Raw genomic sequence first — 25,645 nt, 5'->3', positions numbered from 1 at the left:
GAAGTGGTATAAGATTTCCATTGAAAGGACGTCGCCATGCCTGCCCTCGGACCCACCGCCACGTCGGCCGCCGAAGCCACCGCGCCCTACGCCTTGTCACCCCGTGCACTGAACGGAGACGATGCCCAGGCCGTGCTGGGCAAGGCCGCCACGCGTGCCGCCGAGCGCCTGGGCCAGTCGCGCAGCTGGCTGGCGCAGGTGCTGGGCGTCAGCCCGGCCACCATCACACGCCTGTACGCCGGCAGCTACCAGCTGCAGCCGCAGCGCAAGGAGTGGGAGTTCGCGCTGCTGTTCGTGCGCGCCTTCCGCTCGCTCGATTCCATCGTCGGCGACGAGGCCTCGGCGCGCCGCTGGCTGGCCAGCCCCAACTTGGCGCTGGGCGGCGTGCCCGCCGTTCTGATGACCACCACCGAGGGCCTGGTGCGTGTTGTCCACTACCTGGACGCCAGCCGCGCTGTGGTCTGAGCGGTTCCGCTGGCGCGAACGCGCCTGGCGCATGGTCGAGGCCCAGCACATCGCCTCGACGATGAAGCTGGTCGACGACGCCGCCGAGCAGGACCTGCTGGAACAACTGCTCGACGGCCACAAGCCCGCGCTGCCGCCGGCCGCTGCCCCGCTGCACTACCTGCTGGCGGCGCCGTTTCGCTACCCGCCGCTGCCTGGCGGCTCACGCTTTCGGGCCGGCACCGATCCGGGCGTGTTCTACGCCGCCCAGGACGTGTCCACCGCTGCCGCCGAGCTGGGCTGGTGGCGCTGGCGCTTTCTGCAGGATGCGCCGGGCCTGCAGCGGCTGGAGCCGGTGGCCCACACCGCCTTCGCGGTGGACCTGGACACGCTGGCGGTGGACCTGCGCCAGCCGCCCTTGGACCGGGATGCGGCGGCCTGGACCGCGCGCGACGACTACAGCGCCACCCAGGCGCTGGGTCGCGTGGCGCGCGAGGCGGGTCTGGGCGCGCTGGTCTACACCTCGGTGCGCGCGCCGCAGCCGGCCTGGTGCGTGGCGGTGCTGCAGCCCGCCGCCTTTGCCCAGCCGCGGCCCGATCCGGCCACCCAGACCTGGTGGCTGGCGGTGCAGCCCGACGGCGTGCTGTGGCGGCGCGAGGCGCAGGCCCTCCGCCTGGCCATGCCCTGATCAGGGCCGCGGCGGCCGCCAGCGCCCCAGCCGCAGCGCATTGCCCACCACGCAGACGCTGGACAGCGCCATCGCTGCGCCAGCCACCATCGGGCTGAGCTGGCCGGCCGCGGCCAGCGGCAGGCCGATGATGTTGTAGGCAAAGGCCCAGAACAGGTTCTGGCGGATCGTGCGGCCGGTGGCGCGGGCCAGCGCCAGCGCCTCGACCACGCTCCACGGATCGCCGCGCAGCAGCGTCAGGCCGGCGGTGTGCATCGCCACGTCGGTGCCGCCGTCGGCGTGGGTCATCGCCATGCCGACATCGGCGGCGGCCAGTGCGGGCGCGTCATTGATGCCGTCGCCCACCATGGCCACCGCAGCGCCAGTCGGCAGGCCCTGGCGCAGCTGCTCGATGAGCGCGGCCTTGGCCTCGGGGCGCACCTCGGCGTGGAACTCGGACAGGCCCACCTCGCGTGCCAGTCGGCCAGCGGCGCCGGGGTTGTCACCACTGATCAGCACGCTGCGCACGCCCTCGCGCGCCAGCGCAGCCACGGTGGCGCCGGCCTGCGGCCGGGCATCGTCGCCAAAGGCCAGTGCGCCCAGCAGGCGCGGTGCGGGGGTGGTCTCGGCCAGCCAGGACACGGTGCGGCCCTCGGCCTGCCAGGCGGCGGCGCGTGCGGCCAGCGCCGCGGTGTCCACGCCCAGCTCGGCCATCCAGCGGCCATGGCCCAGGGCCAGCGTGCAGCCATCGACCTGGCCAGTCACGCCCTGGCCGGGCACCGCGCGCAGGCCGCTGGCGGCCGGTGCGTCGGCGCCGGCGGCATCCAGCACCGCGCGGGCCAGCGGGTGTTCGCTGCCCTGCTGCAGCGCGGCGGCCCGCCGCAGCACGTCGCTGCTGTCGCCGCCACGGACCGCCTCGCAGCCGGCCAGCCGCGGGCGGCCCTCGGTCAGCGTTCCGGTCTTGTCGAAGGCCACCACCTGCACCTCGCGCAGGCGCTCCAGCGCGCTGGCATCGCGCACCAGGATGCCGCGCCGCGCCGCCAGGCCGCTGGCCACCATCAGGGTGGCCGGCGTGGCCAGGCCCAGCGCGCAGGGGCAGGCGATGACCAGCACCGACACCGCATGGATCAGCGCGGTGGGCGTGTCGGCGCCGGCCCACCACCAGCCCAGCAGCGTCAGCAGCGCGATCACCAGCACCACTGGCACGAAGACCGCGGCCACCCGGTCCACCTGCTGCTGGATCGGCGCCTTCTTCGCCTGCGCCGATGCCACCAGGCGCACGATGCGCTCGATCTGGCTCTCCGCGCCCAGCGACGTGGCGCGCAGCACCAGCAGGCCCTCGGCATTCACCGCACCGCCGGTGACCGCATCGCCCGGGCCGCGCGCCACCGGCAGGCTCTCGCCGGTGATCAGCGATTCGTCGACATGGCTCTGGCCGTCGACCACCACGCCGTCCACCGCGATGCGCTGGCCCGGCTTGACCTGCACCAGGTCGCCCGCCTGCAGCCGCGCCACCGGCAGCTCCACCCAGGCACCATCGCGCTGCACCGTGGCGCTGGACGGACGCAGCGCCTGCAGCGCCTTGAGCGCGTCCAGCGTGTGGCGCTTGGCGCGGCTCTCCAGCCACTTGCCCAGTCGCACCAGGGTGATCACCATCGCGGCGCTCTCGAAATACAGGTGCGGCATGCCGCTGTCGTCACGCGCCCACAGCACCAGCGACAGGCCATAGGCCGCGGCCGTGCCCAGCGCCACCAGCACGTCCATGTTGGCGCTGCCGGCGCGCAATGCCTTCCAGCCGGCCACGAAGAAGCGCGCACCGAAGACGAACTGCACCGGCGTGGCCAGCAGACACTGCCACAGCGGCGACAGCATCCAGTGGCGGCCGGCCAGGTCGCCCAGCATCGGCAGCACCAGCGGCAGGCTCAGCAGCGCTGACAGCAGCACCTGGGTGCCCTCGCTGCGCCAGGCGGGCACCGCTTCGGCCTCCGGGGCGTCGGCCGCGCGCGCGCCGTAGCCGGCCGCCTGCACCGCGGCCACCAAGCGCTCGGTCATCAACGGGTCGGCCACGTGGCGGACCAGGGCCTCGTTGGTGGCCAGGTTGACGCTGGCCTCCAGCACGCCGGGCTGCTTCTTCAGCGCCCGCTCCACACGGCCGGAACAGCTGGCGCAGGTCATGCCCTCGATCGCCAGCGCGGTGCTGGCCAGCGGCACCTGGTAGCCCGCACGCTGCACCGCGGCCACGGTCTCGGGCAACAGGGCGGCCGGCGCCTCCACCAGCGCCAGCTCGGCCGCCAGGTTCACGCTGGCGCTGCTGACGCCCGCCACTTTCTGCAGGGCACGCTCGACACGGCCGGCGCAGGACGCGCAGGTCATGCCCTCGACAGGCAGGGTGATCATGTCGACACTCTACCCCGTACTGGATTGATCGATCTCAATTCCCGGCCGCCCCCCCTGTCGACGCATCGGCATACTGCGAAGCCTGACTGGAGCCTGCCCCATGAGCCTCACCCTGACCCTTCCCGACATGACCTGCGGCCACTGCGCCCGCACCGTGACCAGCACGGTGCAGAAGCTCGACGCCACCGCCCAGGTGCAGATCGACCTGCCCAGCCACACCGTGGTGATCGAGACCACCCAGCCAGCCGACGCGGTCAGGCAGGCGCTGGCCGAGGAAGGCTACCCGGCCGCCTGAGCTCTGGCCACCGTGCCCCGGCGACCAGCCCGGGAAACCCCGTCGCCGAAACTGGCACGGCCTGTGCCTACACTGTGGTCATCCATCCAAGGAGGACCCATGCCCAAGCGCACCCTGCTGTCGCTCGTCCTGGCCGCGGCCCTGGCCGGCGCGGCCGCCCAGGCCCAGACCCTGCGTTACGCCAGCTCAGGCGACCTGCTGACGCTGGACCCGCACTCGCAGAACGAGAGCCTGACCAACATGATGAACGGCCAGGTCTACGAGCGCCTGGTGATGCGCGACAAGCAGCTGGGCATCGCGCCCCAGCTGGCGCAGTCCTGGCAGCAGCTCTCGCCCACCAAGTGGCGCTTCAAGCTGCGCCCGGGCGTCAAGTTCCATGACGGCGCCGCCTTCACCGCCGACGACGTGGTGTTCTCGGTCGAGCGCGCGCGCCAGCCCAGCTCGCAGATCGCCAACTACGCCGCTGCGCTGGGCGAGGTGAAGAAGATCGACGACCTGACGGTCGAGTTCACGCAGAAGGCGCCCAACCCGATCTTCCTGCAGCACCTGGACACCGTGTTCATCATGAACAAGGCCTGGTGCGAGAAGTACAAGGTGGTGCGCCCGCAGAGCTTCAAGGACAAGGAAGAGACCTACGCCGCCACCAATGCCAACGGCACCGGGCCGTTCCAGGCGGTGGCGCGCACGCCGGGCGTGAAGACCAGCTACAAGCGCTTCCCGGGCTGGTGGGGCAAGTTCGACGGCAACCTGCAGGAGGCGGTCTACCACCAGATCGCCAACGACGCCACGCGCACCGCCGCGCTGATCTCCGGCGAGATCGACTTCGTGCTGGATCCGCCGCCGCGCGACGTGGCCCGCCTGCGCGGCACCAGCGGCGTCAAGGTGATCGATGGCCCCGAGAACCGCATCATCTACATCGGCCTTGACCAGGCCCGCGACAGCCTGCTCTACGGCAAGTCGCCCGACGGCAAGAACCCGTTCAAGGACGTGCGCGTGCGCCGCGCGATGTACCAGGCCGTCGACATCGAAACCATCAAGTCCAAGCTGATGAACAACCAGTCGGCGCCCACCGGCGTGGTGGTGCCCTCGCCGCTGGCCAGCTTCAACGACCCCGAGATCGAGAAGCGCCTGCCCTACGACCAGGCCAAGGCCCGGGCGCTGATGGCCGAAGCCGGCTACGCCAGCGGCTTCGAGGTCACGCTGGATTGCCCCAACAACCGCTACATCAACGACGAGGAGATCTGCGTCGCGCTGGCGGCGATGTGGGACAAGATCGGCATCAAGGTGCGCGTCAACGCGATGCCCAAGGTCACCTACTTCCCCAAGACCGAGAAGCTCGACACCAGCCTCTACCTGTTCGGCTGGGGCGGCGCGATCACCGACGCCGAGACCACCTTCACCCCGCTCTACCGCACCCGCGGCGCCAACGGCGTGGGCGAGTACAACCGCGGCAACTTCAGCAACGACAAGCTCGACGCGCTGGCCGCCGCCTCATCGATCGAGGGCGACCCGGCCAAGCGCAAGGAGCTGATCAAGCAGGTCTTCATGGAGATGAAGGAGCAGGTGCACTACATCCCGCTGCACCGCCAGTTCATCCCCTGGGCAGCGCGCCAGAATGTTGACGTGGTGCACCGCGCCGACAACTGGCTGGAGCTGGCCTGGACCAGCCTGAAGTGAGACCGCGCCGGCGCGCCTGAGTCATTCGGGCGCGCGGCGCAGCGTCTCCACCACCGGGCGGCGCAGCACCTCGCGCAGGCCCCACCAGCCGGCCGCCAGCGCCAGCAGGGCGCCCACCGCGGTGCCGATCAGCGGCACCTCGGGGCCGGCGGTCCAGCGGAATTCGAACGCATAGCGCGCCAGCAGCGCGCCCACGCCCATGGCCGCCAGCGTGGCCAGCAGGCCAGCCAGCGCGCCCACGCCCAGCAGTTCCACCCGCTGCACCTGGGCCAGCAGGCGGCTGCTGGCGCCGCAGGCGCGCATCACCGCGTACTCGCGGGCGCGCGATTCGCGGGTGGCGGTGACCGCGGCCAGCAGCACCGCCAGGCCGGCGGCCAGGGTGAAGGCGAAGAGGGTCTCGATCGCACCGATCACCTGCGCCAGCACGCTCTGCAACTGGTTGATCGACGCGGTCACGTCCACATTGGTGAGGTTGGGAAAGCGCTGCACCAGGCGGTTGTCGAAGCCGCGCTCGGCCGGTGCGCGGTAGGCCGCCATCCAGGTGGCCGGCAGCTCGGGCAGCTGCGAGACCGGGAACATGACGAAGAAGTTGGCCCGCATCGAGCCCCACTCCACCTTGCGCAGGCTGGTCACGCGGCCCTCGCGCTCGATACCGGCGATGTCGAAGCGCAGGCGGTCGCCCAGCTTCAGGCCCAGCGTCTGCGCCAGACCTTCCTCCACGCTCAGCGCGTCGGCTTCTTCCGGTGTCCAGGCGCCGGCGGTGACGCGGTTGTGGCCGGGCAGGGCGGCGGCGTGGCTGAGGTTGAACTCGCGCTCGACCAGCCGGCGCGCGCGCTCGTCGGCCTCGATCGCCGCGCCGGGCGGCGCGCCGTTGATCGTCAGCAAGCGGCCGCGGATCATCGGGTACAGGTCGTGCGCGCCAACGCCCGCGTTCTTCAGCACCGCCTCGAAATCGGCCACCTGGTCGGGTTGCAGGTTGATCACGAAACGGTCCGGCGCGTCGGGCGGCGTGGCGCGACGCCAGCTGTCGACCAGGTCGGTGCGCAGCAGCACCAGCAGCACCAGCGCCATCAGGCCCACCGCCAGCGACGAGACCTGCAGCACCGCATAGGCCGGCCGCGCCACCAGCTGCCGGGTGGCCAGGCGCAGTGCGCGCGGCGCGCCGGCCTCGGGCACCAGCCAGCCCAGCAGCTTCACCGCGCCCCAGGCCAGCAGTGCGAACAGCAGCGTGGCCGCGGCGAAGCCGCCCACCGCGATCAGGCCCAGCACCGGGTCGCGCGCCACCGCCACCAGCAGCGCGGCGAAGGCCAGGGTGCCGCCGGCCAGCACGCCCAGCGAGGCCGGGCGCAGCCCGCCCACGTCGCGGCGCATCACGCGCAGCGGCGGCACCTGGGCCAGCTGCAGCACCGGCGGCAGCCCGAAGCCCAGCAGCAGCACGCCGCCCACACCCAGGCCCAGCAGCGCGGGCCACAGGCCAGCCGGCGGCAGCTCGGCCGGCACCAGCGTGCCCAGCAGGCCCAGGAAGGCCAGGTGCGTCACCCAGCCCAGCAACACCCCGGCACCGCCCGCCACCAGCGCCAGTGCAGCGAACTGCATCGTGTAGGCCAGCGCGATATGCCGGCGCGACACGCCCAGCACGCGCAGCATCGCGCAGTCGTCCAGGTGGGCCTCGGCAAAACCGCGCGCGGCGATCGCCACCGCCACCGCGGCCAGCAAGGCCGAGAGCAGCGCCACCAGACTGAGGAACTTGCCGGCGCGGTCCAGCGTCTGGCGCATCTCGGGGCGGCCGCTTTCCAGCGATTCGACGCGGATGCCCTTGAGGCTGCCGGATTCGATCGCCGCACGCGCCCAGCGCGACCAGGCCACCGCGGCATCGCGCTGCTGCGCGCTGCCGGCCACCGCCAGCCGGTGGTTGATGCGGCTGGCCGGCTGCACCAGGCCGGTGGCCGGCAGGTCGTCCAGGTGGATCATCGCGCGCGGCGCGAAGGCCAGGAAGCCGGCGCCGCGGTCGGGCTCCAGCACGATCAGGCGGGTGATGCGCAGCTCGGCGTCGCCCAGGCCCAGCGGGTCGCCCACGGTCACGCCCAGTGCGCCGGCCAGGGATTCGTCGATCCACACCGTGCCGGGCTCGGGCCGGCCGGCGACCAGCTCGGTCGGGCCGTCGGCGCTGCGGCGCAGGGTCAGCTGGCCGCGCAGCGGGTACTGCGCGTCCACCGCCTTCAGCGCCACCAGCCGCGTGGCCCCACCCTGGGCGGGCAGGGCGCGGGCCATGCTGGGAAAGCTGGCACTGCGGCTGACCGCCAGGCCGCCGGCGCGGGCCTGTTCGGCGAACGAGGGTGGCGTGGGCTGGTCGGAGCTGACCACCGCGTCGCCGCCGATCAGCGCGGCCGCGTCGCGCACCAGGCCGGCCTGCAGGCGGTCGGCGAAGAAGCCCACCGCGCTCAGCGCGGCCACGGCCAGCAGCACCGCCAGCAGCACCAGGCGCAGCTGGCCGGCACGCAGGTCGCGCAGGGTCTGGTTCAGGGCCAGCCGCCAGACGGGCAGGCGCACGGGAGAGTCAGGCATGCCGCCACGGTACCCGAAACCACGAATGCCGCGTTCAAGCCAGGCGAACGACCGCCCGCGGCACCGGTGTTTCAATGCCGGTCATGGACACCCGCCTCCCCACCCTGTATGTCTCGCACGGCTCGCCGATGACGGCGCTGGAAGAGGGCGCCACCACCGCGTTCTGGCGCCGCCTGGGCCCGGCCATCGACGCCGCCTTCGGCCGCCCGAAGGCGGTGCTGGCCATCTCCGGCCACTCGCTGACCCGCGAGCCGGTGCTGCTGGCCGCCGCCCGCCACCCCACGGTGCATGACTTCTACGGCTTTCCGGAGCCGCTCTACGCGCTGCGCTACGACGCCGACGGTGCGCCCGCGCTGGCCCGCGAGGTGGCCGGCCTGCTGCGCGCCGCCGGCCTGAACGCCCAGCTGTCGCCCGAGGGCGGCCTGGACCACGGCATCTGGACGCCGCTGCGCTCGATGTACCCCGACGCCGACATCCCGGTGCTGCCGCTGGGCTGGCCGCCGAACTGGGCCCCGGAGAAGCTGTTCGCGCTGGGCCGCGCGCTGGCGCCGCTGGCGGCGCAGGGCGTGCTGGTGATGGGCACCGGCGCCATCACCCACAACCTGCGCCTGTTCGCCGGCGGCCGGGGCGACCCGGCGCAGCCCGAGTACCCCGAGAGCGCGGCCTTCCGCGGCTGGATCGCCGACAAGGCCGCCGCCGCCGACTGGGCCGCGCTGAACGACTACCGCCGCCAGGCGCCGCACGCCGCCCTGATGCACCCCACCGACGAACACCTGCTGCCGCTGCACGTGGCCGCCGGCGCCGCGGGCGACGATGCGCCCGGCCGGCGCCTGTTCGCCGAGGTGCAGTGGGGCCACCTGGGCATGGACGCCTATGCCTTCGGTGCCGGCGCGCAGGCGCTGGTCACGCAGCTGTCATCGTGATGAGACGCGCCTGTCACAGGCGCTGACCACACTGCAGCCCCGAGATCGGCCCTCCGGCCGACACCTTGGAGTTGACGATGACCCGCACCCTGATCGCCCTGGCCGCCTCGCTGGCCTGCTTCTCCGCCCTGGCCGCGACCGGCCCGAGCACCACCACCACGCCCTACCTGGTGCCCACCGCCGCTGGCGTCGAGCTGACCTCGGTCCTGACCGTCGGCGACACCGCCGACAACGGCTACCAGATGGTCGGCATCCCCGACGGCATGGGCGTGGTCGACAACCGCGACGGCACCTTCACGCTGTTCATGAACCATGAGCTGGGCAACACCCTGGGCAGCGTGCGCGCCCATGGCAGCGTCGGCGCCTTCGTTTCGCAGTGGCGCATCCGCGCCAGCGACCTGAAGGTGCTGGAAGGCCGCGACATGGTCCAGTCGGGCGCCGATGTGATGATGTTCGACGGCAGCACCTGGGTGTCGGGCACCGCCGCCTTCGGCCGCCTGTGCTCGGCGAACCTGGCGCCGGTCAGCGCCTTCTACAACCCGGCCAGCGGCAAGGGCTACAAGGGTTCCATCTTCATGAATGGCGAGGAAGCCGGCGCCGAAGGCCGCGCCTTCGCCTGGGTGGGTGCCAAGGGCAAGAGCCCGGCGCAGGTGTGGCAGCTGCCCGACCTGGGCCGCGCCTCCTGGGAGAACCAGGTGGCCAACCCGGTGGCGCAGGACAAGACCGTCGTCGTCGGCACCGACGACACCTCGACCAACGGCCAGGTCTACGTCTACGTCGGTGACAAGCAGTCCAGCGGCAGCGCGATCGAGCGCGCCGGTCTGGTGGGCGGCAAGCTCTACGCGGTCAAGGCCAACGGCAACCAGAGCGAGGACGCCAGCGACCTGCCCTTCGGCGCCAGCGCCGACGGCCGCTTCACGCTGGTCGAGGTCACCGCCTCGGCGCGCGGCACCGGCGCCGCGCTGAACAGCGCCACCATCGCCGCCGGCGGCACCAACTTCATGCGTCCCGAGGACGCCGCCTGGAACCCGCGCGACCCGCAGGCCCTGTTCCTGGCCACCACCGCCAGCATCACCGGCCGCTCGCGGATCTGGGAACTGCGCTTCGACGACCTGTCGCAGCCCGAGCTGGGCGGCACGATCCGCGTGGCCGGCGACGGCAACAACGGCTTCAAGATGGCCGACAACCTCACCGTCGACCAGCGCAGCGGCCATGTGATCTTCCAGGAAGACGTGGGCAATGACGCCCGCCTGGGCAAGGTCTGGGGCCTGAACCCGGCCACCGGCGCCCTGGTCGAGCTGGCGGCGCACGATGCCGACCGCTTTGTCACCGGCGGCTCCAACTTCCTGACCCAGGACGAGGAGTCCTCCGGCGTCATCGACGTCAGTGACGTGCTGAAGAAGAACGGCTACGACACCAAGGCCCACCGCTATTACCTGCTGGTCACCCAGGCCCACTACGGCATCCCGGGTGAGCTGGTCGAGGGTGGCCAGCTGCAGCTGATGAAGGTGCCCAGCGCGCTGGTGAAGTGAGGCCCGCTACAGTGGCGGCATGACCGCCGCTGAGCGCCTTGACACCCCCCGCCTGCGGCTGCAGGCCCCCAGCGCCGGGCTCGCCCCGGCGCTGCTGTCTTTTCATCAGCGCAATGCCGCCCACCTGGCGCCCTGGGACCCGCCAGCGCCACCGGGCTTCCTGACGCTGAGCACCCAGGCCCTGCGCATCGAGCAGGCCCGGCTGGCCTTCGACCGCGGCGAGGCCCTGCGCTGGTGGCTGCAGCCGGCGGACGATCCGCTGCGCATCATCGGCGTTGTCGGTCTCAGCCAGATCGCCCGAGGCGCCTTCCACAGCGCGGTGCTGGGCTATGCGATCGACGCCGCCCACCAGGGCCGGGGCCTGATGACCGAGGCGCTGCAGGCGGTGCTGGCCGAGGCCTTCGCCGAGCGCGTCCACCTGCACCGGGTGCAGGCCGCGGTGCGGCCCGAGAACCACCGCAGCGTGGCGGTGCTGCAGCGCCTGGGCTTCGAGGCCATCGGCCTGGCGCGCGACTACCTGTTCATCGACGGCGCCTGGCGCGATCACGGCCTGTGGCAGCGACTGAATCCCGTTTTTTCGGTGCCGCTTGACTGGCGTCAAGCTTCAGATTCAGCCGGCTGAGCCGACAACCCTCTGGTCTGCTCCCGCACCCCGGGGGCCTGGATTGTTGTCGCCACCCACCATGCTGTCCGTTCAACCCACGTTCGACGCCACGCCCTCACCTCAGCAGGTGGCGCGTTGTCTGGCCGAGCTGACCAGCCTGCGCGACCGCGAGCAATTGCAGCAGCGCCTGGCCGGTCACCTCGTGGCGCACTTCCGGCCCCGCGGCGCGCAGGTCTGCCGCCGCCGTCACGACCGGCTGGAGGACTGGGACGTGCTGGCGCTGCAAGGCGCTCCCGCCGAGCCCGGCGAGGACGAACGCCGCGCGCTGCTCGAGGCCCTGGGCCGCGAACACCCGCTGCACCTGGACGGCGTGCCCGGCCGCGCCTTCTACCCCCTGCTGGGCAGCCACGGCGCCGAGGCGGTGCTGGCACTGCAGCTGGACGGCTCGCCCAGCGAGGCCCACCAGCAGGTGGCCGACGAGATCCTGCGCGTCTACCGCAACGTCATCGGTCTGCTCGACTATGGCGAACGCGACAGCCTGACCGGCCTGCTCAACCGCAAGAGCTTCGACGAAACCTTCATGCGCCTGGCGGGCCTGTCGGCGCAGGCGGAGCCGGCACTGTCAGGCTGCGATGGCCGGCGCCACTGGCACAGCGGCGACCCGTGCTTCCTGGCGGTGATCGACATCGACCACTTCAAGCGCGTCAACGACGGCTTCGGCCACCTGGTGGGCGACGAGGTGCTGCTGCTGGTGGCCCGCCTGATGGGCGAAACCCTGCGCCAGCACGATCGGCTCTACCGCTTCGGCGGCGAGGAATTCGTGGTGCTGCTCAGCTGCAGCCAGGACGAGGGCGCGCGCGCTGCGCTGGAGCGCCTGCGCGAACGCGTGGCCGGCTACCCGTTCCCGCAGGTGCAGACGCTGACGATCAGCGCCGGTTTCACCCGCATCGACGCCGACGACACGCCCGAGCAGGCCTTCGGCCGCGCCGACAAGGCGGTCTACGCCGCGAAGGAGGGCGGTCGCGACCAGGTCCGCTGCTTCGATGAGCTGCTGGCCGTGGGCGCGGTGAGCGAGACGGCCACCGGCGGCGTCGACTTCTTCTGAGCCGGCGCGTCCCTCGCCCGGGGGACGCGGCCGCCAGCGCGGTCTTGTGGCGCCTGCGCGATGCACGCATACTGCGGCGGCCAGCAGCCATGAACAGCGTCTTCCTGTCCTACACCTACCGGCCTCATCCCGACCACGAGGACGAGCTGGAGCGCCTGCGCCGCTACGTGGTGCGCGTGCTCGAGGCCATGGGCCTGCGCGTGCTGGATGGCGTGGACCTGGGCGGCCGGCCGCTGGATGACGCGCTGAGGGCCCGCATCGAGGAGGCCGACGCCCTGGTGGCCCTGGTCACGCCGCAGGCCGACGCCGCCGGACAGATGGTCCAGCCGGCCTTCGTGCTCAGCGAGTTCGCCCATGCCGATGGCCTCAAGAAGCCCACCTTCCGGGTGCTGCACACCGCGCTCAAGGCCGTGGGCCTGGGGGCGGGCAACGAATACTTCGAGTACCAGCCGGGCCACGAGGCCGACCTGATCGTCAAGCTGATGAACACCGTGGCCGTGTGGCGGCGCGAGCATGGCCGCGCCGCCCGCGTGCGCATCGAGCCCGACACGCTGGCCTCGCAGTACGACGAGACCGAGGGCGACCGCTGCGAATACCAGGTCATCTCGCAGACCGGCAACTACCAGGACTTCGAGCGCGGCCGGCTGGTGCTGCAACCCGGCGCCGCCTATGCCGTGCTGCCCAAGATGCGTGATGGCGAGACGGTCCGGCTGCGCCTGAAGCAAGGCGGCAAGATCTGGCAATCCAAGCATGCGATCGATCCCTTCGTCGGCGGCGTCCGGCTGGAGGAAAAGCCATGACGCTGCGCATTGCCCAGGATGCCCGGTACGTCGGCAACGACTACTGGAACTGGCGCGCCTGGATCGAGGGCAGCGACGAGGAACTGGGCGAGGTGGAGCAGGTGGTCTGGATCCTGCACCCGAGCTTCTCGCAGCCGCGCGTGACGGTGAAGAACCGCGCCAACGGCTTCCGGCTCGAGACCTCCGGCTGGGGCACCTTCCTGCTGCGGGCCGAGCTGAGCCTGCAGGGCGGCCGCACCCAGGCGCTGCGCCACAACCTGACGCTCGAGTACCCCGACGAGGAGGCCGCGCCGCTGCGTTCGGCCTCGGCAGCCCGCCCGCGCGGGGCCTCGGTCTTTCTGTCGTACAGCTCGATCGACGCACGCGCTGCGGCGCGCCTGCGTGACGGTCTGACACAGGCCGGCGTGCAGGTGCTGGACCAGTCCGGCGTGACACCGGGCGAGCCCTGGCAGGAGGCGCTGGCCAACATGATGGCCCGCGCCGACGCGGTGGTCACGCTGGTCGGCGACGACGACATGAGCCCCTGGGTCAGCGCCGAGTTGAGCCATGCGCTGGCCGCCGACAAGCCGACACTGGCCCTGTTCAACGAGCGCGCCGCCACGCCCCGCCTGCCCGAGGGGGTGCAGGCCCGCCCGTTCAACCCGCGCGAGCCCGACGCCCAGGGCGTGCGCGAGTGGCTGGACCAGGTGGTGTCGCGCTGAGGCGCGGGCTCAGCGTCCGGGCAGCGTGCCCACCACACCCTCGACCAGCCAGTCCATGCGGGCGATCTGCCCGTCGCTCATCGCGCCCGAGGCCTGGCGCACCTGCCCCGTGCTGTCGAGCAGGCGGCCAGTGAAGGGTTGGAAGCGGCCGGCGATGATGTCGGCCTCGCGGCGGGCCACCGACTGGCGGACGGCGGCAGGCAGGGCGTCGGACAGCGCCGAGAGCTTCACCAGCCCGTCCTTCATGCCACCCCAGACCGGGGTGTTGGACCAGCGGTCGGCCATCACGTCCTGCGCCACCCGGGTGTAGAAGCCGCCCCAGTGGTGGGTCACCGCGGCCAGCTGGGCCTTGGGCGCGAAGGCGCGCATGTCGCTCTGGTAGGCCAGCAGCTTGACACCCTTCTCCTCGGCCACCTGCGGCACCGCGGGCGAGCCCGAGTGGTTGGTCAGCACGTCGGCGCCCTGGGCCACCAGCGACAGCGCGGCGTCGCGCTCGCGCGCCGGGTCGAACCAGGCATTGAGCCAGACCACCTTGACCTGCGCCGCCGGGTTGACCGCGCGCATGCCCAGCGTGAAGGCATTGATGCCTTGCACCACCTCGGGCACCGGAAAGCCCGCCACGTAGCCGGCCACGCCGCTGCGGCTGCTGTGGCCCGCGAGCATGCCGGCCAGGTAGCGGGCCTCGTAGTAGCGGGCGTTGTAGGTGCCCAGGTTGGCGGCGGTCTTGTAGCCGCCGGCGTGCTCGAAACGCACCTGCGGGAATTCGCCGGCCACGCGCAGCGCGGGCTCCAGGTAGCCGAAGCTGGTGGCGAACACCAGGCGGTGGCCCTGGGCGGCCAGGTCGCGCATCACCCGCTCCGAGTCAGCGCCCTCGGGCACCGCCTCGACCACGGTGGTCTTGACGGCGCTGCCCAGCGCCTGTTCCATCTCGCGCCGACCCAGGTCGTGCTGGTAGGTCCAGCCGGCCTGGCCCACCGGGCTGACGTAGACGAAGGCCACCTTCAGCGGTTCGGCAGCCTGGGACGAGAGGGAAGCGATCAACGCGGCGCCGGCCCACAGGGCGGCGCGCACGAGGTTTTTGTACATGGTTGTCCTCGACATGGCCCCGGAGATGGTTGGCGCAGCCGGCGGACGGGGCGTGACCGGCAGCGAACCCGCGATTCTCGCCGATTGGCGCCGACAGGCCCGTGCAAGTCCGGATGCCCGGCGCGCAGGAGTGCCGGCTTTTCCACAGTAGCATCGGGCCTCGCCGCCACGAACCCGGCAGCGAACCCGGCCACGACGGCGCCTGCACCACCCCCGCAGCCCGCCCGCCCCGCACACAGGAGGATCCCGATGACCACCCCGATCGGCCGCCATCCGCGGCTTGCCCTGCTCAGCCTGGCCCTGCTGGCCGCCACCGGCGCCGGTGCCAAGACGCTGGTCTACTGTGCCGAGGGCTCGCCCGAGAACTTCACGCCGGCCATCAACACCACCGGCACCAGCTTCGACGCCGCCCGCCCGGTCTACGACCGCCTGGTGCATTTCCGCCGCGGCAGCACCGAGGTCGAGCCCGGCCTGGCCGAGAGCTGGACCATCAGCCCTGATGGCAAGACCTACACCTTCCGCCTGCGCGCCGGCGTGAAATTCCACAGCGTGCCCGGCTTCACGCCCACGCGCGACTTCAACGCCGACGACGTGGTCTGGAGCTTCGAGCGCCAGTGGAAGGCCGAGCACCCGTATGCGAAGGTCTCGGGCGGCAAGTACGACTACTTCGCCGACATGGGCTTCAAGGACGACCTGGTGGCGGTGGAGAAGGTCGACCCGCTGACCGTGCGCATCGTGCTGAAGAAGCCCAATGTCACGATGATCCCGAACCTGGCGATGGACTTCGCCGCCATCCACTCGGCCGAGTACGCCGATGTGCTGGCCAAGGCCGGCAAGCTGGCCCAGTTCGACCAGGTGCCGGTGGGCACCGGCCCGTTCAGCTTCGTCACCTATCAGAAGGACGCGGTGATCCGCTACAAGGCCCACAAGGCCTACTGGGGCGCCGAGAAGGCCCTGGTCGATGACCTGGTCTACGCGATCACGCCCGACGCCACCGCCCGCACCGCCAAGCTGCGTGCCGGCGAATGCCACCTGACCGGCTACCCGCGCCCGGCCGACCTGCCCGAGCTGCAGAAGGACCCCAAGCTGAAGGTGGTCAGCCTGCCCGGCCTGAACATCGCCTACTGGTCCTTCAACACGCAGAAGCCGCCGTTCGACAAGAAGGAGGTCCGCCAGGCCTTCACGATGGCGATCGACAAGGCGGCGATCCTGAAGGACGTCTACCTGGGCGCCGGCACCTCGGCCAAGAACCTGATTCCGCCCACGATGTGGGGCTACAACAACCAGGTCCAGGAGTGGCCGCACGACCCGGCCAAGGCCAAGGACCTGCTGGCCAAGGCGGGCGTGAAGACGCCGCTGGACGTGGACCTCTGGTACATGCCGGTGCAGCGCCCCTACAACCCCAACGCCAAGCGCATGGCCGAGATGATGCAGGCCGACCTGGCCAAGATCGGCGTCAACGCCAAGCTGGTCACCTACGAGTGGGGCGAGTACCGCAAGCGCCTGCAGCAGGGCGAACACATGACCGGCATGCTGGGCTGGAACGGCGACAACGGCGACCCCGACAACTTCTTCTTCCTGCACGGCTGCGACGCCGCCCGCCCGGGTGGCCAGAACCTCAGCAAGTGGTGCCACAAGGGCTTTGACGAGAAGTTGGAGAAGGCCCGCACGCTGACCGACACCAAGGCCCGCGCCAAGCTCTACGAGGAGATGCAGGTCATCGAGCGCGAGGAGGCGCCCGACTTCAAGATCGCCCATTCGGTGGTGTTTGAGGTGATGCGCCAGGAGGTGACGGGCTACAAGCAGAGCCCGTTCAACTCGCACCAGTTCAACGGCGTGGACCTGAAGTAAGCGCCTCGGTGCCCTGCAACCTCGGCCATGGCACCCCTGGGTGCCGTGGCGGCTGACCCATGCTGCGATACCTGCTGCGCCGGCTGGCGCTGACCATTCCCACCTTCATCGCCCTGATGGCGCTGACCTTCGTCGCCATCCGGCTGGTGCCGGGCGACCCGGTGGAGGTGCGCGTGGGCGAGCGCGGCATCTCGCCCGAGCGCCTGGCGCAGTTCCGCCACGAGCTGGGGCTGGACCAGCCGCTGTGGAAGCAGTTCCTGGACTACGCCGGGCAGCTGCTGCACGGTGACTTCGGCACCTCGCTGGCCACCAGCCAGCCGGTGCTGAGCGAGTTCCTGACGCTGTTCCCGGCCACGCTGGAGCTGAGCCTGGCGGCGATGTTGTTCGCCGCGCTGATCGGCCTGCCGGCCGGCACCATCGCCGCGGCACGCCGCGGCACCATCTTCGACCAGACCCTGATGGGCCTGTCGGTCACCGGCTACTCGATGCCGATCTTCTGGTGGGGCCTGCTGCTGATCATGTTTGTCGGCGAGCGCTGGGGGCTGACGCCGGTGTCGGGCCGGATCGACCTGATCCAGTACTACTTCGAGCCGGTCACCGGCTTCATGACGATCGACGCCTGGCTGTCGGGCCAGCCCGGCGCCTTCAAGGACGCGCTGCACCACCTGCTGCTGCCGGCCATCGTGCTGGGCACGGTGCCGCTGGCGGTGGTGGCGCGCATGACCCGCTCGGCGATGCTGGAAGTGCTGGGCGAAGACTACGTGCGCACCGCCCGCGCCAAGGGCCTGCCGGCCTGGCGCGTGGTGGGCCTGCATGCGCTGCGCAATGCGCTGATCCCGGTGGTCACGGTGATCGGCCTGCAGGTCGGCGCGCTGATGGCTGGCGCGGTGCTGACCGAGACCATCTTCTCCTGGCCCGGCATCGGCAAGTGGCTGATCGAGTCCATCGCGCGGCGCGACTACCCGGCGCTGCAGGGCGGCGTGATGCTGGTCTCGACGATCGTCATCGGGGTCAATTTGGCGGTCGATCTCACCTACGGCCTGATCAACCCCCGCATCCGCCATGGCTGAGACCTCGATGCTCCCCTCCGTGGCGCCGCCCTCGCCGCTGGTGGCGTTCTGGGCCGCCTTCAAGGAGAACCGCGGCGCGGTGATCGGCCTGGCCGTGGTGCTGCTGGTGGTGCTGCTGGCGCTGGGCGCCGATGTGATCGCGCCGTACTCGCCCACCGAGCAGTTCCGCGATGCGGTGCGCCTGCCACCCGCCTGGGCCGAGGGTGGCCGCGCCGGCTTCTGGCTGGGCACCGACAGCCTGGGCCGCGACCAGCTCTCGCGCCTGATCCACGGTGCACGCATCTCGCTGTTCATCGGCCTGACGGTGATGGGCGCGTCCTTTGTGGTGGGCGTGGCGCTGGGCCTGGCCTGTGCCTCGCTGGGCACCGCGGTGGACGTGGCGATCACCCGGCTGATGGACCTGATCATGGCCGTGCCCTCGCTGGTGCTGGCGATCCTGGTGGTGGCGGTGCTGGGACCCAGCCTGACCAACACCATCGTCGCGGTCAGTCTGGTCACGCTGCCGCGCTATGTGCGGCTGCTGCGCGCCTCGGCGCTGACTGAACTGCAGAAGGACTACGTCACCGCCGCCCGCGTGGCCGGTGTGGGCCGCTGGCGACTGATGACGCGCACCGTGCTGCCCAACTGCCTGGCGCCGCTGATCGTGCAGGCCGCGCTGGGCGTGTCCGACGCCATCCTGGAAGCCGCCGCGCTGGGCTTCCTGGGCCTGGGCGCGCAGCCACCCACGGCCGAGTGGGGCACGATGCTGGCCGATGCGCGCGAGTTCATCCGCTCCGACCCCTGGCTGGTCACGCTGCCGGGCCTGGCCATCCTGGTGACGGTGGTGTCGATCAACCTGATGGGCGACGGGCTGCGCGATGCGCTGGACCCGAAGATGCGCAAGACATGAAGCCGTTGCTGGATATCCAGGACCTGTCGGTCAGCTTCGCCACCCGTGGCGGTCCGCTGCGCGCGGTCGATGGCGTCTCGCTGCAGGTCGCACCGGACGAGGTGCTGGCCATCGTCGGCGAATCGGGCTCGGGCAAGTCGGTGGCGATGCTGGCGGTGATGGGCCTGCTGCCCTGGACCGCCACCGTCAGCGCCGCCCGCCTGGCCTTCGACGGCCAGGACCTGCGCGCGCTCACGGCGCGGCAGCGCCGCGCGCTGATCGGCAAGGACATCGCGATGGTGTTCCAGGAGCCGATGAGCAGCCTCAACCCCTGCTTCACCGTGGGCTGGCAGATCGACGAGGCCCTGGCCGCGCACACGCCGCTGACGCGCGCGCAGCGCCGCACGCGGGTGGTGGAACTGCTGGACCTGGTCGGCATCCCCGACCCGGCGCGCCGTGCACGCGCGTTTCCGCACCAGCTCTCGGGTGGCATGAGCCAGCGGGTGATGATCGCCATGGCGTTGGCCGGCGAGCCGCGGCTGCTGATCGCCGACGAGCCCACCACCGCGCTGGACGTGACGATCCAGGCGCAGATCATGGACCTGCTGGCGCGGCTGCGGCGCGAGCGCGGCACCTCGATGGTGCTGATCACTCATGACCTGGGCGTGGTGGCCGAAAGCGCCGACCGTGTGCTGGTGCAGTACGCCGGCCGCGCGGTCGAGCAGCAGCCGGCCGCCACGCTGTTCGCCCAGCCGCACCATCCCTACACCGCGGCGCTGCTGGACGCGCTGCCCGAGCGCAGCCGCCCCGGCCAGGCGCTGGCCTCGATCGACGGCGTCGTGCCCGGTCTGCACGACCGCCCCGCGGGCTGCCTGTTCGCGCCACGCTGCCGCCTGGCCACTGCGCGCTGCCATGCCGAGCGTCCGGTCGCGGCGCCGGCCGCGCTGGGCCAGGCGCTGTGTCACACGCCGCTGGAGACTGCCCGATGACGGCCCTGCTCGAAGCGCGCGATCTGCGCCGCCACTACCACGTGCGCCGCGGCTGGTTCCAGTCCGAGGCCACGGTGCATGCGCTCGACGGCGTGGGCTTCTCGCTGCAGGCCGGCCGCACGCTGGCGGTGGTGGGCGAGAGCGGCTGCGGCAAGTCCACGCTGGCGCGGCTGCTGACGATGATCGAGACGCCCACCGCCGGCCAGTTGCTGATCGACGGCGAGGACGTGGCCCACGCCGATGCCGCCACGCGCACCCGGCTGCGCCGCCAGGTGCAGATCGTCTTCCAGAACCCGTACGGCTCGCTGAACCCGCGCCAGACCGTGGGCGACGCGCTGATGGAGCCGCTGGAGGTCAACGCCGTCGGCGCCAACCGCGCCGAGCGCGAGGCCCAGGCGCGCGCGATGCTGGCCCGCGTGGGCCTGCGGCCCGAGCACTTCGAGCGTTGGCCGCACATGTTCTCGGGCGGGCAGCGCCAGCGCATCGCCATTGCCCGCGCGCTGATGCTGCGCCCGCGCGTGCTGGTGCTGGACGAGCCGGTGTCGGCGCTGGACGTGTCGATCCGCGCCCAGGTGCTGAACCTGCTGGCCGAGCTGCAGCGCGAGCTGGGCGTGGCCTACCTGTTCATCAGCCACGACCTGGGCGTGGTGCGCCACGTGGCCGACGAGGTGCTGGTGATGTACCTGGGTCGCTGTGTGGAGCAGGGCACCGCGGCCGAGGTGTTTGAGTCGCCGCGCCACCCCTACACCCAGGCGCTGCTGTCGGCCACGCCCACGGTCGACCCGGCGCGTCGGCGCCAGCGCATCCTGCTGCAGGGCGAGCTGCCTTCACCGCTGGAGCGGCCGCAGGGCTGCGCCTTCCGGGCGCGCTGTCCGCAGGCCTTTGATCGCTGCGGCGAGGCGCCCGCGCTGCGCGGCGAGGCTCACCGCAGCGCCTGCTGGCTGGATCCCTGATGCGCCCGGCCTGCCGCGGCCGCGCCAGTCGCGCTGCCCGCGCGGGCCGCGCCCGGGCGCTGGCGGCGCTGCTGGTGCTGCTGCCGTGGGCCGCAGGCACGGTGCGGGGCGCGGAGGGCCTGTGGCCCTGGGAGCAGGTGCCCGCGGATGCGCTGCAGCAGAGCCTGGGTGTGCGTCCATCACCGGCCCTGCTGGCGCGACTGCAGGCGGCCACGGTCTCGCTGGACGGCAGCGGGGCCGTGGTCTCGGCAGCCGGCCTGGTCCTGACCAACTACCACGTGGTGCAGGAGTGCATCGCCGCGCTGTCGGGTCCGCGCCGGGACCTGGCACGCAGTGGCTTCACCGCCGCCCGGATGAGCGACGAGCGCCGTTGTCCGGGCCTGGTGGTGCGCCAATGGGTGCACACCCAGGACCTGGGGGCCGAGCTGCAACGCGCGCTGGCCGCCGCCGGCCCCGGCGACGATCCCCAGCGCGTGCGCGCCGCCGAGCTGACCCGGCTGGAAGCCGCCTGCCAGCAGGCCCATCCGGACGAGGTCTGCGAACTCGCCACGCTGTACGCCGGCGCCCGCACGGTATTGCGGCGCTACCGCGTCTGGGACGATGTGCGTCTGGTCTGGGCACCCGAAGCGGCCGCAGCCCTGTTCGGCGGCGACGCCGACAACCTGACCTACCCCCGCTTCGCGTTGGACGCAGCGCTGCTGCGCGTGCGTGACCGCCACGGACGGCCGCCCGCCGGCCTGCGTCCGCTGGCGCTGGCCACCCGGCCGCTGCGCGAGGACGAGCCGCTGTTCGTGGCCGGTTTTCCGGCGTCGACCGAGCGCCTGCGCACCCAGGCGCAGCTGGAGATGGCGCGCGACGTCACCCTGTCCCGGGCCGTGGCCGACACGCGGCAGCGGCTGGACGAAATGCAGCGCCAGCTCGCCGCCTCGCCCGATCTGCAGCGGGCGTCCCGCAGCCTGGTCTATGACCTGGAGAACGCCGCCAAGCAGCAGGCGCTGGAGGCGCAGGCCCTGCACCAGCCAGGGCTGCTGGCCGGCCGCGCGCAGGTGGAGCAGCGCCTGCGTGCCGCCTGGTCCCGCAGCGGGCGGCCCGGCGACCCCTGGGCCGACATCGCCCAGGCCACGGCGCTGCAGCGCGAGCTGGCGCCGCAGACCGAGGCCATGGCGCTGGGCGGCTCGACCTTGTTTGCCCGCGCCACCACCCTGGTGGCCTTGGCCAGCGAGGCGGTCCGACCCGAGCTGCAGCGCCTGCCCGACTACCGCGCCAGCACCCGGCCGGCCCATGAGCGCGCGCTGCGCGACGAGAGCGCGATCGACCTGGTGCGCGAACGCGCCGATCTGACGCAGGCCCTGCAGGAGGCCCTGGCGCGCCTGGGGCCCGGGCATGCCTTCGTGCAGGCCGCCCTGGCCGGGCGCCCGCCCGCGCAGGCTGCCGAGGCGCTGGTCGCCGGCAGCCGCCTGGCCGAGTCCGCCACCCGGCGGCGTCTGCTCGACGGTGGCCTGCCCGCCTTGATGGCCTCCACCGATCCCCTGCTGGCCCTGGCCCGCGACACCTGGGGAGTGCGGCGCGAGCTGCTCTGGCGCCAGGCGCAGGAGGTCGACGCGGTGATCGAGCGCGCCACGCGGGCCATTGGCGAAGTGGCGGCGCTGCCTGAGCTGGCGCTGGCGCCCGATGCCGACGGCAGCCTGCGCCTGAGCGCGGGCCGGGCCCGGGGCGTTGTCACCGGTGGCCGCCGCCTGCCCTGGACCACCACCTGGGGCGGCTGGTGGGACCGCGCCGACAGCTTTGACCAGGCCGAACCCTTCCGCCTGCCGCCGCGGCTGCAACGCGCCCGCGCCCGGCTGGATCCCCGGGCCCGCTTGTGCCTGGCGCTGGACGCCGATGTGGCGCCAGGCCATTCGGGCTCGCCGGTGGTCAATGCCCAGGGCGAGCTGGTCGGCCTGCTGTTCGACGGCAACGGCGGCTCGCTGGGCTACGCCTGGGGCTTCGACGCCAACCAGGCCCGCGGCGTGGCGTTGCACGCGCAGGCGCTGCAGGTGGCGCTGTCGCAGGTCTATCCTGGCCGCCACCTGCTGCGAGAAATGGGATGGCCGGCCACCGCCGCATCCACGAAGATCCAACCCGCGCCACGAGCGCGTCACCCCAGGGAGAAGCGATGACCACCCCCACCATCCGCCAACTTGTTGTCAGCGCCGCGGCGGCGCTGTCCGTCCTGCCGGCCGGGGCCGACGAGGGCATGTGGACCTTTGAACACGCCCCGTTGGCAGCCATCGCCAAGCGCCACGGTGTGCAGATCGACCCGCAGATGCTGGCGCGGCTGCAGGCCGCCTCGGTGCATGTGGGCGCGTCGGCCTCGTTCGTGTCGGCCGATGGCCTGATGCTGACCAACCACCACGTGGTGGAGGGCTGCGTGGCCCGGCTGTCCAGTGCCACCAGGAACCTGGCCGCCACCGGTTTCGTGGCCGCACGGCGCCAGGACGAGCTGCGCTGCCCCGGCTTCACCGCGCGCGTGCTGCTGCGCACCGAGGACGTCAGCGCGCGCATCCAGGCCGCTGCCGCATCGGCCGGCGACGACGCCGCCCGCAACACCGCCCGCAAGGCCGAGATCGCCCGCATCGAAAAGGCCTGCACCGACGATCGCCAGGGCCAGCGCTGCAACGTGGTCTCGTTCTACAGCGGCGCGCGCTATGCGCTGTACCACTACCGCGAATGGGACGACGTGCGCCTGGCCTGGGCGCCGGAGTCCGACGCCGGCTTCTACGGCGGTGACCCGGACAACTTCGTCTACCCGCGCTTCGCGCTGGACGCGGCGCTGATGCGCGTCTATGAGCGCAACGGCCAGCCACACCGCCCCGCGCAGCACCTGCGCCTGGCGGCGCGCATGCCGCGCGAGGGGGAACTGCTGTTCGTCTCGGGCCATCCCGGCCACACCGAGCGCCTGCGCACGGTGGCCCAGCTCGAATCCGCCCGCGATGTGGAGATGCCGATTGCATTGGCCACGGCGCGCGCCGAGATCGCCGCGCTGCATGCCTATGCCGCCACCTCGCCCGAGGCGGCGCGCCAGGCGCAGTCGGGCATCTTCGGCACCGAGAACTGGTTCAAGTCCATGGACGGCGAATACCAGGCCCTGAAGGACGCGGCACTGCTGAAGGCCAAGCGCCAGGACGAGCAGACGCTGCGCGACGCCTACCGGCAACGCGGCCTGGCTGGCGATCCCTGGGCCGACATCGCACGGGCCAACGCGGTGCAGGACGCGCTGACGCCGCAGCTGTGGGGTCTGAACTTCGGCTACCGCACGGCCCTGGCGCGCGCGGTCGACCTGGTGGCCATCGCCCATGAGCGCGGCCTGCCCGAGGACCAGCGCCTGGCCGACTTCGGCGATGCCTCGCTGCCCGACAAGGAGCGTGGCCTGCGCGCCGAGTCGCCGTTCTACCCGGCGCTGGAGACGGTGCGCCTGACCACGGCGCTGGAGCGCTCGCTGGCCCTGCTGGGTGCCGAGCATCCCTACATGCGCCTGGTCCTGCAAGGCCGCAGCCCGCGCCAGGCGGCCGAGGCCCTGGTCGCCGCCACGCGCGTGGGCGAGCGCGCCGAGCGCGAACGGCTGCTCAGCGGCGGCGCGGCCGCGATCGCCGCCTCGACCGATCCGCTGATCGTGCTGGCCCGCGAGGCCTGGCCGATGCGCCGGGCCCTGCGCCTGCGCGCCGAGAACGAGGTCGACACCCCGATCCGCCGCGCCGCCGAGGCGATCGACCAGGCCCGCTTCGCGCTGTACGGCCACGATGTGCCGCCGGACGCCACCAACACGCTGCGCCTGTCCTTCGGTCCTGCCAAGGGCTATGTGTCGAACGGCCTGACCCACCCCTGGAAGACCACCTGGGGCGGCTGGTGGGACCGCGCCGACAGCTTTGACCAGCAAGAGCCCTTCAAGTTGCCGGCCCGCATCGACCGGGCCCGCGGCAAGGTCCCGGCCTCGACGCCGCTGGACTTCGTGCTGACCGCCGACATCATCGGCGGCAACTCCGGCTCACCGGTGGTCAACGCCAAGGGCGAACTGGTCGGCCTGATCTTCGACGGCAACCTCGAAGGCCTGGGCGGCAACTACGCCTACCAGGACCACACGGCCCGCGCGATCGCCGTGCACGCCGACGCCATCATGGCGGCGCTGGAGAAGGTGTACGGGGCCGGCCATCTGGCGCGGGAAATGCGGCAGTAGGTAGGGTCAGCTTTTCGCCCTAGGCAGTCATTGCCCGCAGATGTGGTTGAGGCGAGGTGGGGGAAAGGGGTCTCTCTCATGTCCCCCGGCCTGCGGCCTCCTCCTTGACTTCGTTCGACCCCTTTCCCCCACCTCGCTGGTCACCGTTTCGGGACTGCTCGCGCGAGCGACGCGGAAACGTTGGCAGCGGGCGAGGGGGAGTTCGCTTGGCCGAAGTTAAGGAGGAGGCCGCAGGCCGGGGGACGGAGCCCGGACTCAAACAGTCCTGAGGACTGTTTGTGCCTGGCGACGGCCAGGGCCTCTGGCCCTGGCATGAGGACAAGCGAACTCCCCCTCGCCCGCCGCGCCAAACCGCCGCAGTCGACCCAACGGCCGGTCAGGGCAGGAAGCAGGCAGCGATCAGGTGTCTTCGCTGAGTCGCTTGAACGGCCCGATGCAGCTGTTGAGGCTTTCGTCCTCGCACATCAGGAACTCGCGGCCCGAGCGGTGGATGATGATGAAGTTGACCGCGATGTGGCCGACCTCCGTCACCTGGCCTGTGCAGTCGGGTCGGCCGTTGTCCTTGACGAGCTTGTCGACCCAGCGGTAGAAGCCGCGCGGCGAGGGTTCCAGGTCGATCTCGAACTCGGACTCCGCGGACTGTTCGCCGCTGGTGACCGACATGCTGCCGTCGGCGTGGATGTCGTAGACCTCGTGGCAGGCGGTACCGGGCACGTCGATGCGCCAGGCGCCCACCAGCGGATGCTTGCTGGGCAGCGGCGTGCGCCGCACTTGGGTGGGCAGTTCCTGAGCGACTGCTGGCAGGGTTGGCGCAGCGGTAGCAAGGGCCAGCAGGAGGGGCCAGGTCTTGGTCATGGGTCTCTCAAGGCAGGCGGGGTCGATCAGGTCCGCAGTATGGGCCCTCG

General features: G+C 71.9%; 21 protein-coding genes. 17 read left to right on the top strand and 4 right to left on the bottom strand.

Going from position 1 to position 25,645, the window contains the following annotated elements; translation table 11 throughout:
* Positions 1-36 precede the first annotated feature (36 nt).
* On the top strand, positions 37-465 hold the full coding sequence (locus KAK03_RS11680) for an MbcA/ParS/Xre antitoxin family protein (RefSeq protein WP_210854133.1): 429 nt from the start codon (positions 37-39) through the stop codon (positions 463-465).
* Positions 425-1,132, top strand: a complete 708-nt coding sequence (locus KAK03_RS11675; RefSeq protein WP_210854132.1) for an RES family NAD+ phosphorylase — start codon at positions 425-427, stop codon at positions 1,130-1,132. Before KAK03_RS11680 ends, KAK03_RS11675 begins: the two co-directional genes overlap by 41 nt.
* Here KAK03_RS11675 and KAK03_RS11670 read toward each other — a convergent pair whose 3' ends face one another.
* Complete coding sequence (locus KAK03_RS11670; RefSeq protein ID WP_210854131.1) at positions 1,133-3,508, bottom strand: heavy metal translocating P-type ATPase; 2,376 nt, start codon at positions 3,506-3,508, stop codon at positions 1,133-1,135.
* 100 nt (positions 3,509-3,608) lie between these two features.
* Between KAK03_RS11670 and KAK03_RS11665 the strand changes: the two genes are divergently transcribed.
* Complete coding sequence (locus KAK03_RS11665; RefSeq protein ID WP_210854130.1) at positions 3,609-3,803, top strand: heavy-metal-associated domain-containing protein; 195 nt, start codon at positions 3,609-3,611, stop codon at positions 3,801-3,803.
* A 99-nt stretch (positions 3,804-3,902) separates the two neighbouring features.
* Positions 3,903-5,480: an ABC transporter substrate-binding protein gene (locus tag KAK03_RS11660; RefSeq protein ID WP_210854129.1), complete on the top strand. Its 1,578-nt coding sequence runs from the start codon at positions 3,903-3,905 to the stop codon at positions 5,478-5,480.
* 21 nt (positions 5,481-5,501) lie between these two features.
* Here KAK03_RS11660 and KAK03_RS11655 read toward each other — a convergent pair whose 3' ends face one another.
* Positions 5,502-8,045 carry an ABC transporter permease gene (locus tag KAK03_RS11655; RefSeq protein ID WP_210854128.1) on the bottom strand — a complete coding sequence of 848 codons (2,544 nt, stop codon included), beginning with the start codon at positions 8,043-8,045 and terminating at the stop codon, positions 5,502-5,504.
* 83 nt (positions 8,046-8,128) lie between these two features.
* Between KAK03_RS11655 and KAK03_RS11650 the strand changes: the two genes are divergently transcribed.
* The 6 genes from KAK03_RS11650 to KAK03_RS11625 all read left to right on the top strand — a co-directional run bounded on the left by KAK03_RS11650 (position 8,129) and on the right by KAK03_RS11625 (position 13,710).
* Entirely contained in the window at positions 8,129-8,968 is an 840-nt protein-coding gene (locus KAK03_RS11650; RefSeq protein WP_210854127.1) for a dioxygenase family protein, read from the top strand.
* 77 nt (positions 8,969-9,045) lie between these two features.
* On the top strand, positions 9,046-10,500 hold the full coding sequence (locus KAK03_RS11645; RefSeq protein WP_210854126.1) for a PhoX family protein: 1,455 nt from the start codon (positions 9,046-9,048) through the stop codon (positions 10,498-10,500).
* Between the two features lie 19 nt (positions 10,501-10,519).
* A complete protein-coding gene (locus KAK03_RS11640; protein ID WP_210854125.1) occupies positions 10,520-11,122 on the top strand; it encodes a GNAT family N-acetyltransferase in 603 nt (200 codons plus the stop codon).
* Positions 11,123-11,183: 61 nt separating this feature from the next.
* Complete coding sequence (locus KAK03_RS11635) at positions 11,184-12,209, top strand: GGDEF domain-containing protein (RefSeq protein WP_210854124.1); 1,026 nt, start codon at positions 11,184-11,186, stop codon at positions 12,207-12,209.
* 89 nt (positions 12,210-12,298) lie between these two features.
* Positions 12,299-13,009 carry a toll/interleukin-1 receptor domain-containing protein gene (locus KAK03_RS11630; RefSeq protein ID WP_210854123.1) on the top strand — a complete coding sequence of 237 codons (711 nt, stop codon included), beginning with the start codon at positions 12,299-12,301 and terminating at the stop codon, positions 13,007-13,009.
* Positions 13,006-13,710 carry a pYEATS domain-containing protein gene (locus tag KAK03_RS11625; protein WP_210854122.1) on the top strand — a complete coding sequence of 235 codons (705 nt, stop codon included), beginning with the start codon at positions 13,006-13,008 and terminating at the stop codon, positions 13,708-13,710. The genes KAK03_RS11630 and KAK03_RS11625 overlap by 4 nt, the downstream gene beginning before the upstream one ends.
* 9 nt (positions 13,711-13,719) lie before the next feature.
* Here the strand turns inward: KAK03_RS11625 and KAK03_RS11620 are convergent, their stop codons facing one another.
* On the bottom strand, positions 13,720-14,796 hold the full coding sequence (locus KAK03_RS11620; protein WP_210854121.1) for a BMP family ABC transporter substrate-binding protein: 1,077 nt from the start codon (positions 14,794-14,796) through the stop codon (positions 13,720-13,722).
* Positions 14,797-15,045: 249 nt separating this feature from the next.
* On the opposite strand from KAK03_RS11620, the gene KAK03_RS11615 reads away from it, so the two are divergent.
* Genes KAK03_RS11615 through KAK03_RS11585 form a run of 7 tightly spaced genes read left to right on the top strand, consistent with a single transcriptional unit; the run spans position 15,046 to position 24,740 of the window.
* Positions 15,046-16,647 carry an ABC transporter substrate-binding protein gene (locus tag KAK03_RS11615; RefSeq protein ID WP_210854120.1) on the top strand — a complete coding sequence of 534 codons (1,602 nt, stop codon included), beginning with the start codon at positions 15,046-15,048 and terminating at the stop codon, positions 16,645-16,647.
* 59 nt (positions 16,648-16,706) lie between these two features.
* Complete coding sequence (locus KAK03_RS11610; protein WP_210854119.1) at positions 16,707-17,717, top strand: ABC transporter permease subunit; 1,011 nt, start codon at positions 16,707-16,709, stop codon at positions 17,715-17,717.
* A 7-nt stretch (positions 17,718-17,724) separates the two neighbouring features.
* Positions 17,725-18,606, top strand: a complete 882-nt coding sequence (locus KAK03_RS11605) for an ABC transporter permease subunit (RefSeq protein WP_247661100.1) — start codon at positions 17,725-17,727, stop codon at positions 18,604-18,606.
* Positions 18,603-19,574, top strand: a complete 972-nt coding sequence (locus KAK03_RS11600) for an ABC transporter ATP-binding protein (protein WP_210854117.1) — start codon at positions 18,603-18,605, stop codon at positions 19,572-19,574. The genes KAK03_RS11605 and KAK03_RS11600 overlap by 4 nt, the downstream gene beginning before the upstream one ends.
* On the top strand, positions 19,571-20,527 hold the full coding sequence (locus KAK03_RS11595; protein ID WP_210854116.1) for a dipeptide ABC transporter ATP-binding protein: 957 nt from the start codon (positions 19,571-19,573) through the stop codon (positions 20,525-20,527). Before KAK03_RS11600 ends, KAK03_RS11595 begins: the two co-directional genes overlap by 4 nt.
* Positions 20,527-22,686 carry a S46 family peptidase gene (locus KAK03_RS11590; protein ID WP_210854115.1) on the top strand — a complete coding sequence of 720 codons (2,160 nt, stop codon included), beginning with the start codon at positions 20,527-20,529 and terminating at the stop codon, positions 22,684-22,686. Before KAK03_RS11595 ends, KAK03_RS11590 begins: the two co-directional genes overlap by 1 nt.
* Positions 22,683-24,740, top strand: a complete 2,058-nt coding sequence (locus KAK03_RS11585; protein WP_210854114.1) for a S46 family peptidase — start codon at positions 22,683-22,685, stop codon at positions 24,738-24,740. Before KAK03_RS11590 ends, KAK03_RS11585 begins: the two co-directional genes overlap by 4 nt.
* Before the next feature lie 399 nt (positions 24,741-25,139).
* On the opposite strand, the gene KAK03_RS11580 is transcribed toward KAK03_RS11585, so the two are convergent.
* Positions 25,140-25,595, bottom strand: coding sequence for a hypothetical protein (locus KAK03_RS11580; RefSeq protein ID WP_247661099.1), 456 nt, complete (start codon positions 25,593-25,595; stop codon positions 25,140-25,142).
* Positions 25,596-25,645 lie beyond the last annotated feature (50 nt).

The sequence above is a fragment of the Ideonella alba genome (assembly GCF_018069845.1).
GTDB lineage: Bacteria > Pseudomonadota > Gammaproteobacteria > Burkholderiales > Burkholderiaceae_C > Ideonella > Ideonella alba.
Note: the sequence above shows the minus strand (reverse complement) of the source record. Positions and strands in the feature narration are given on the sequence as shown.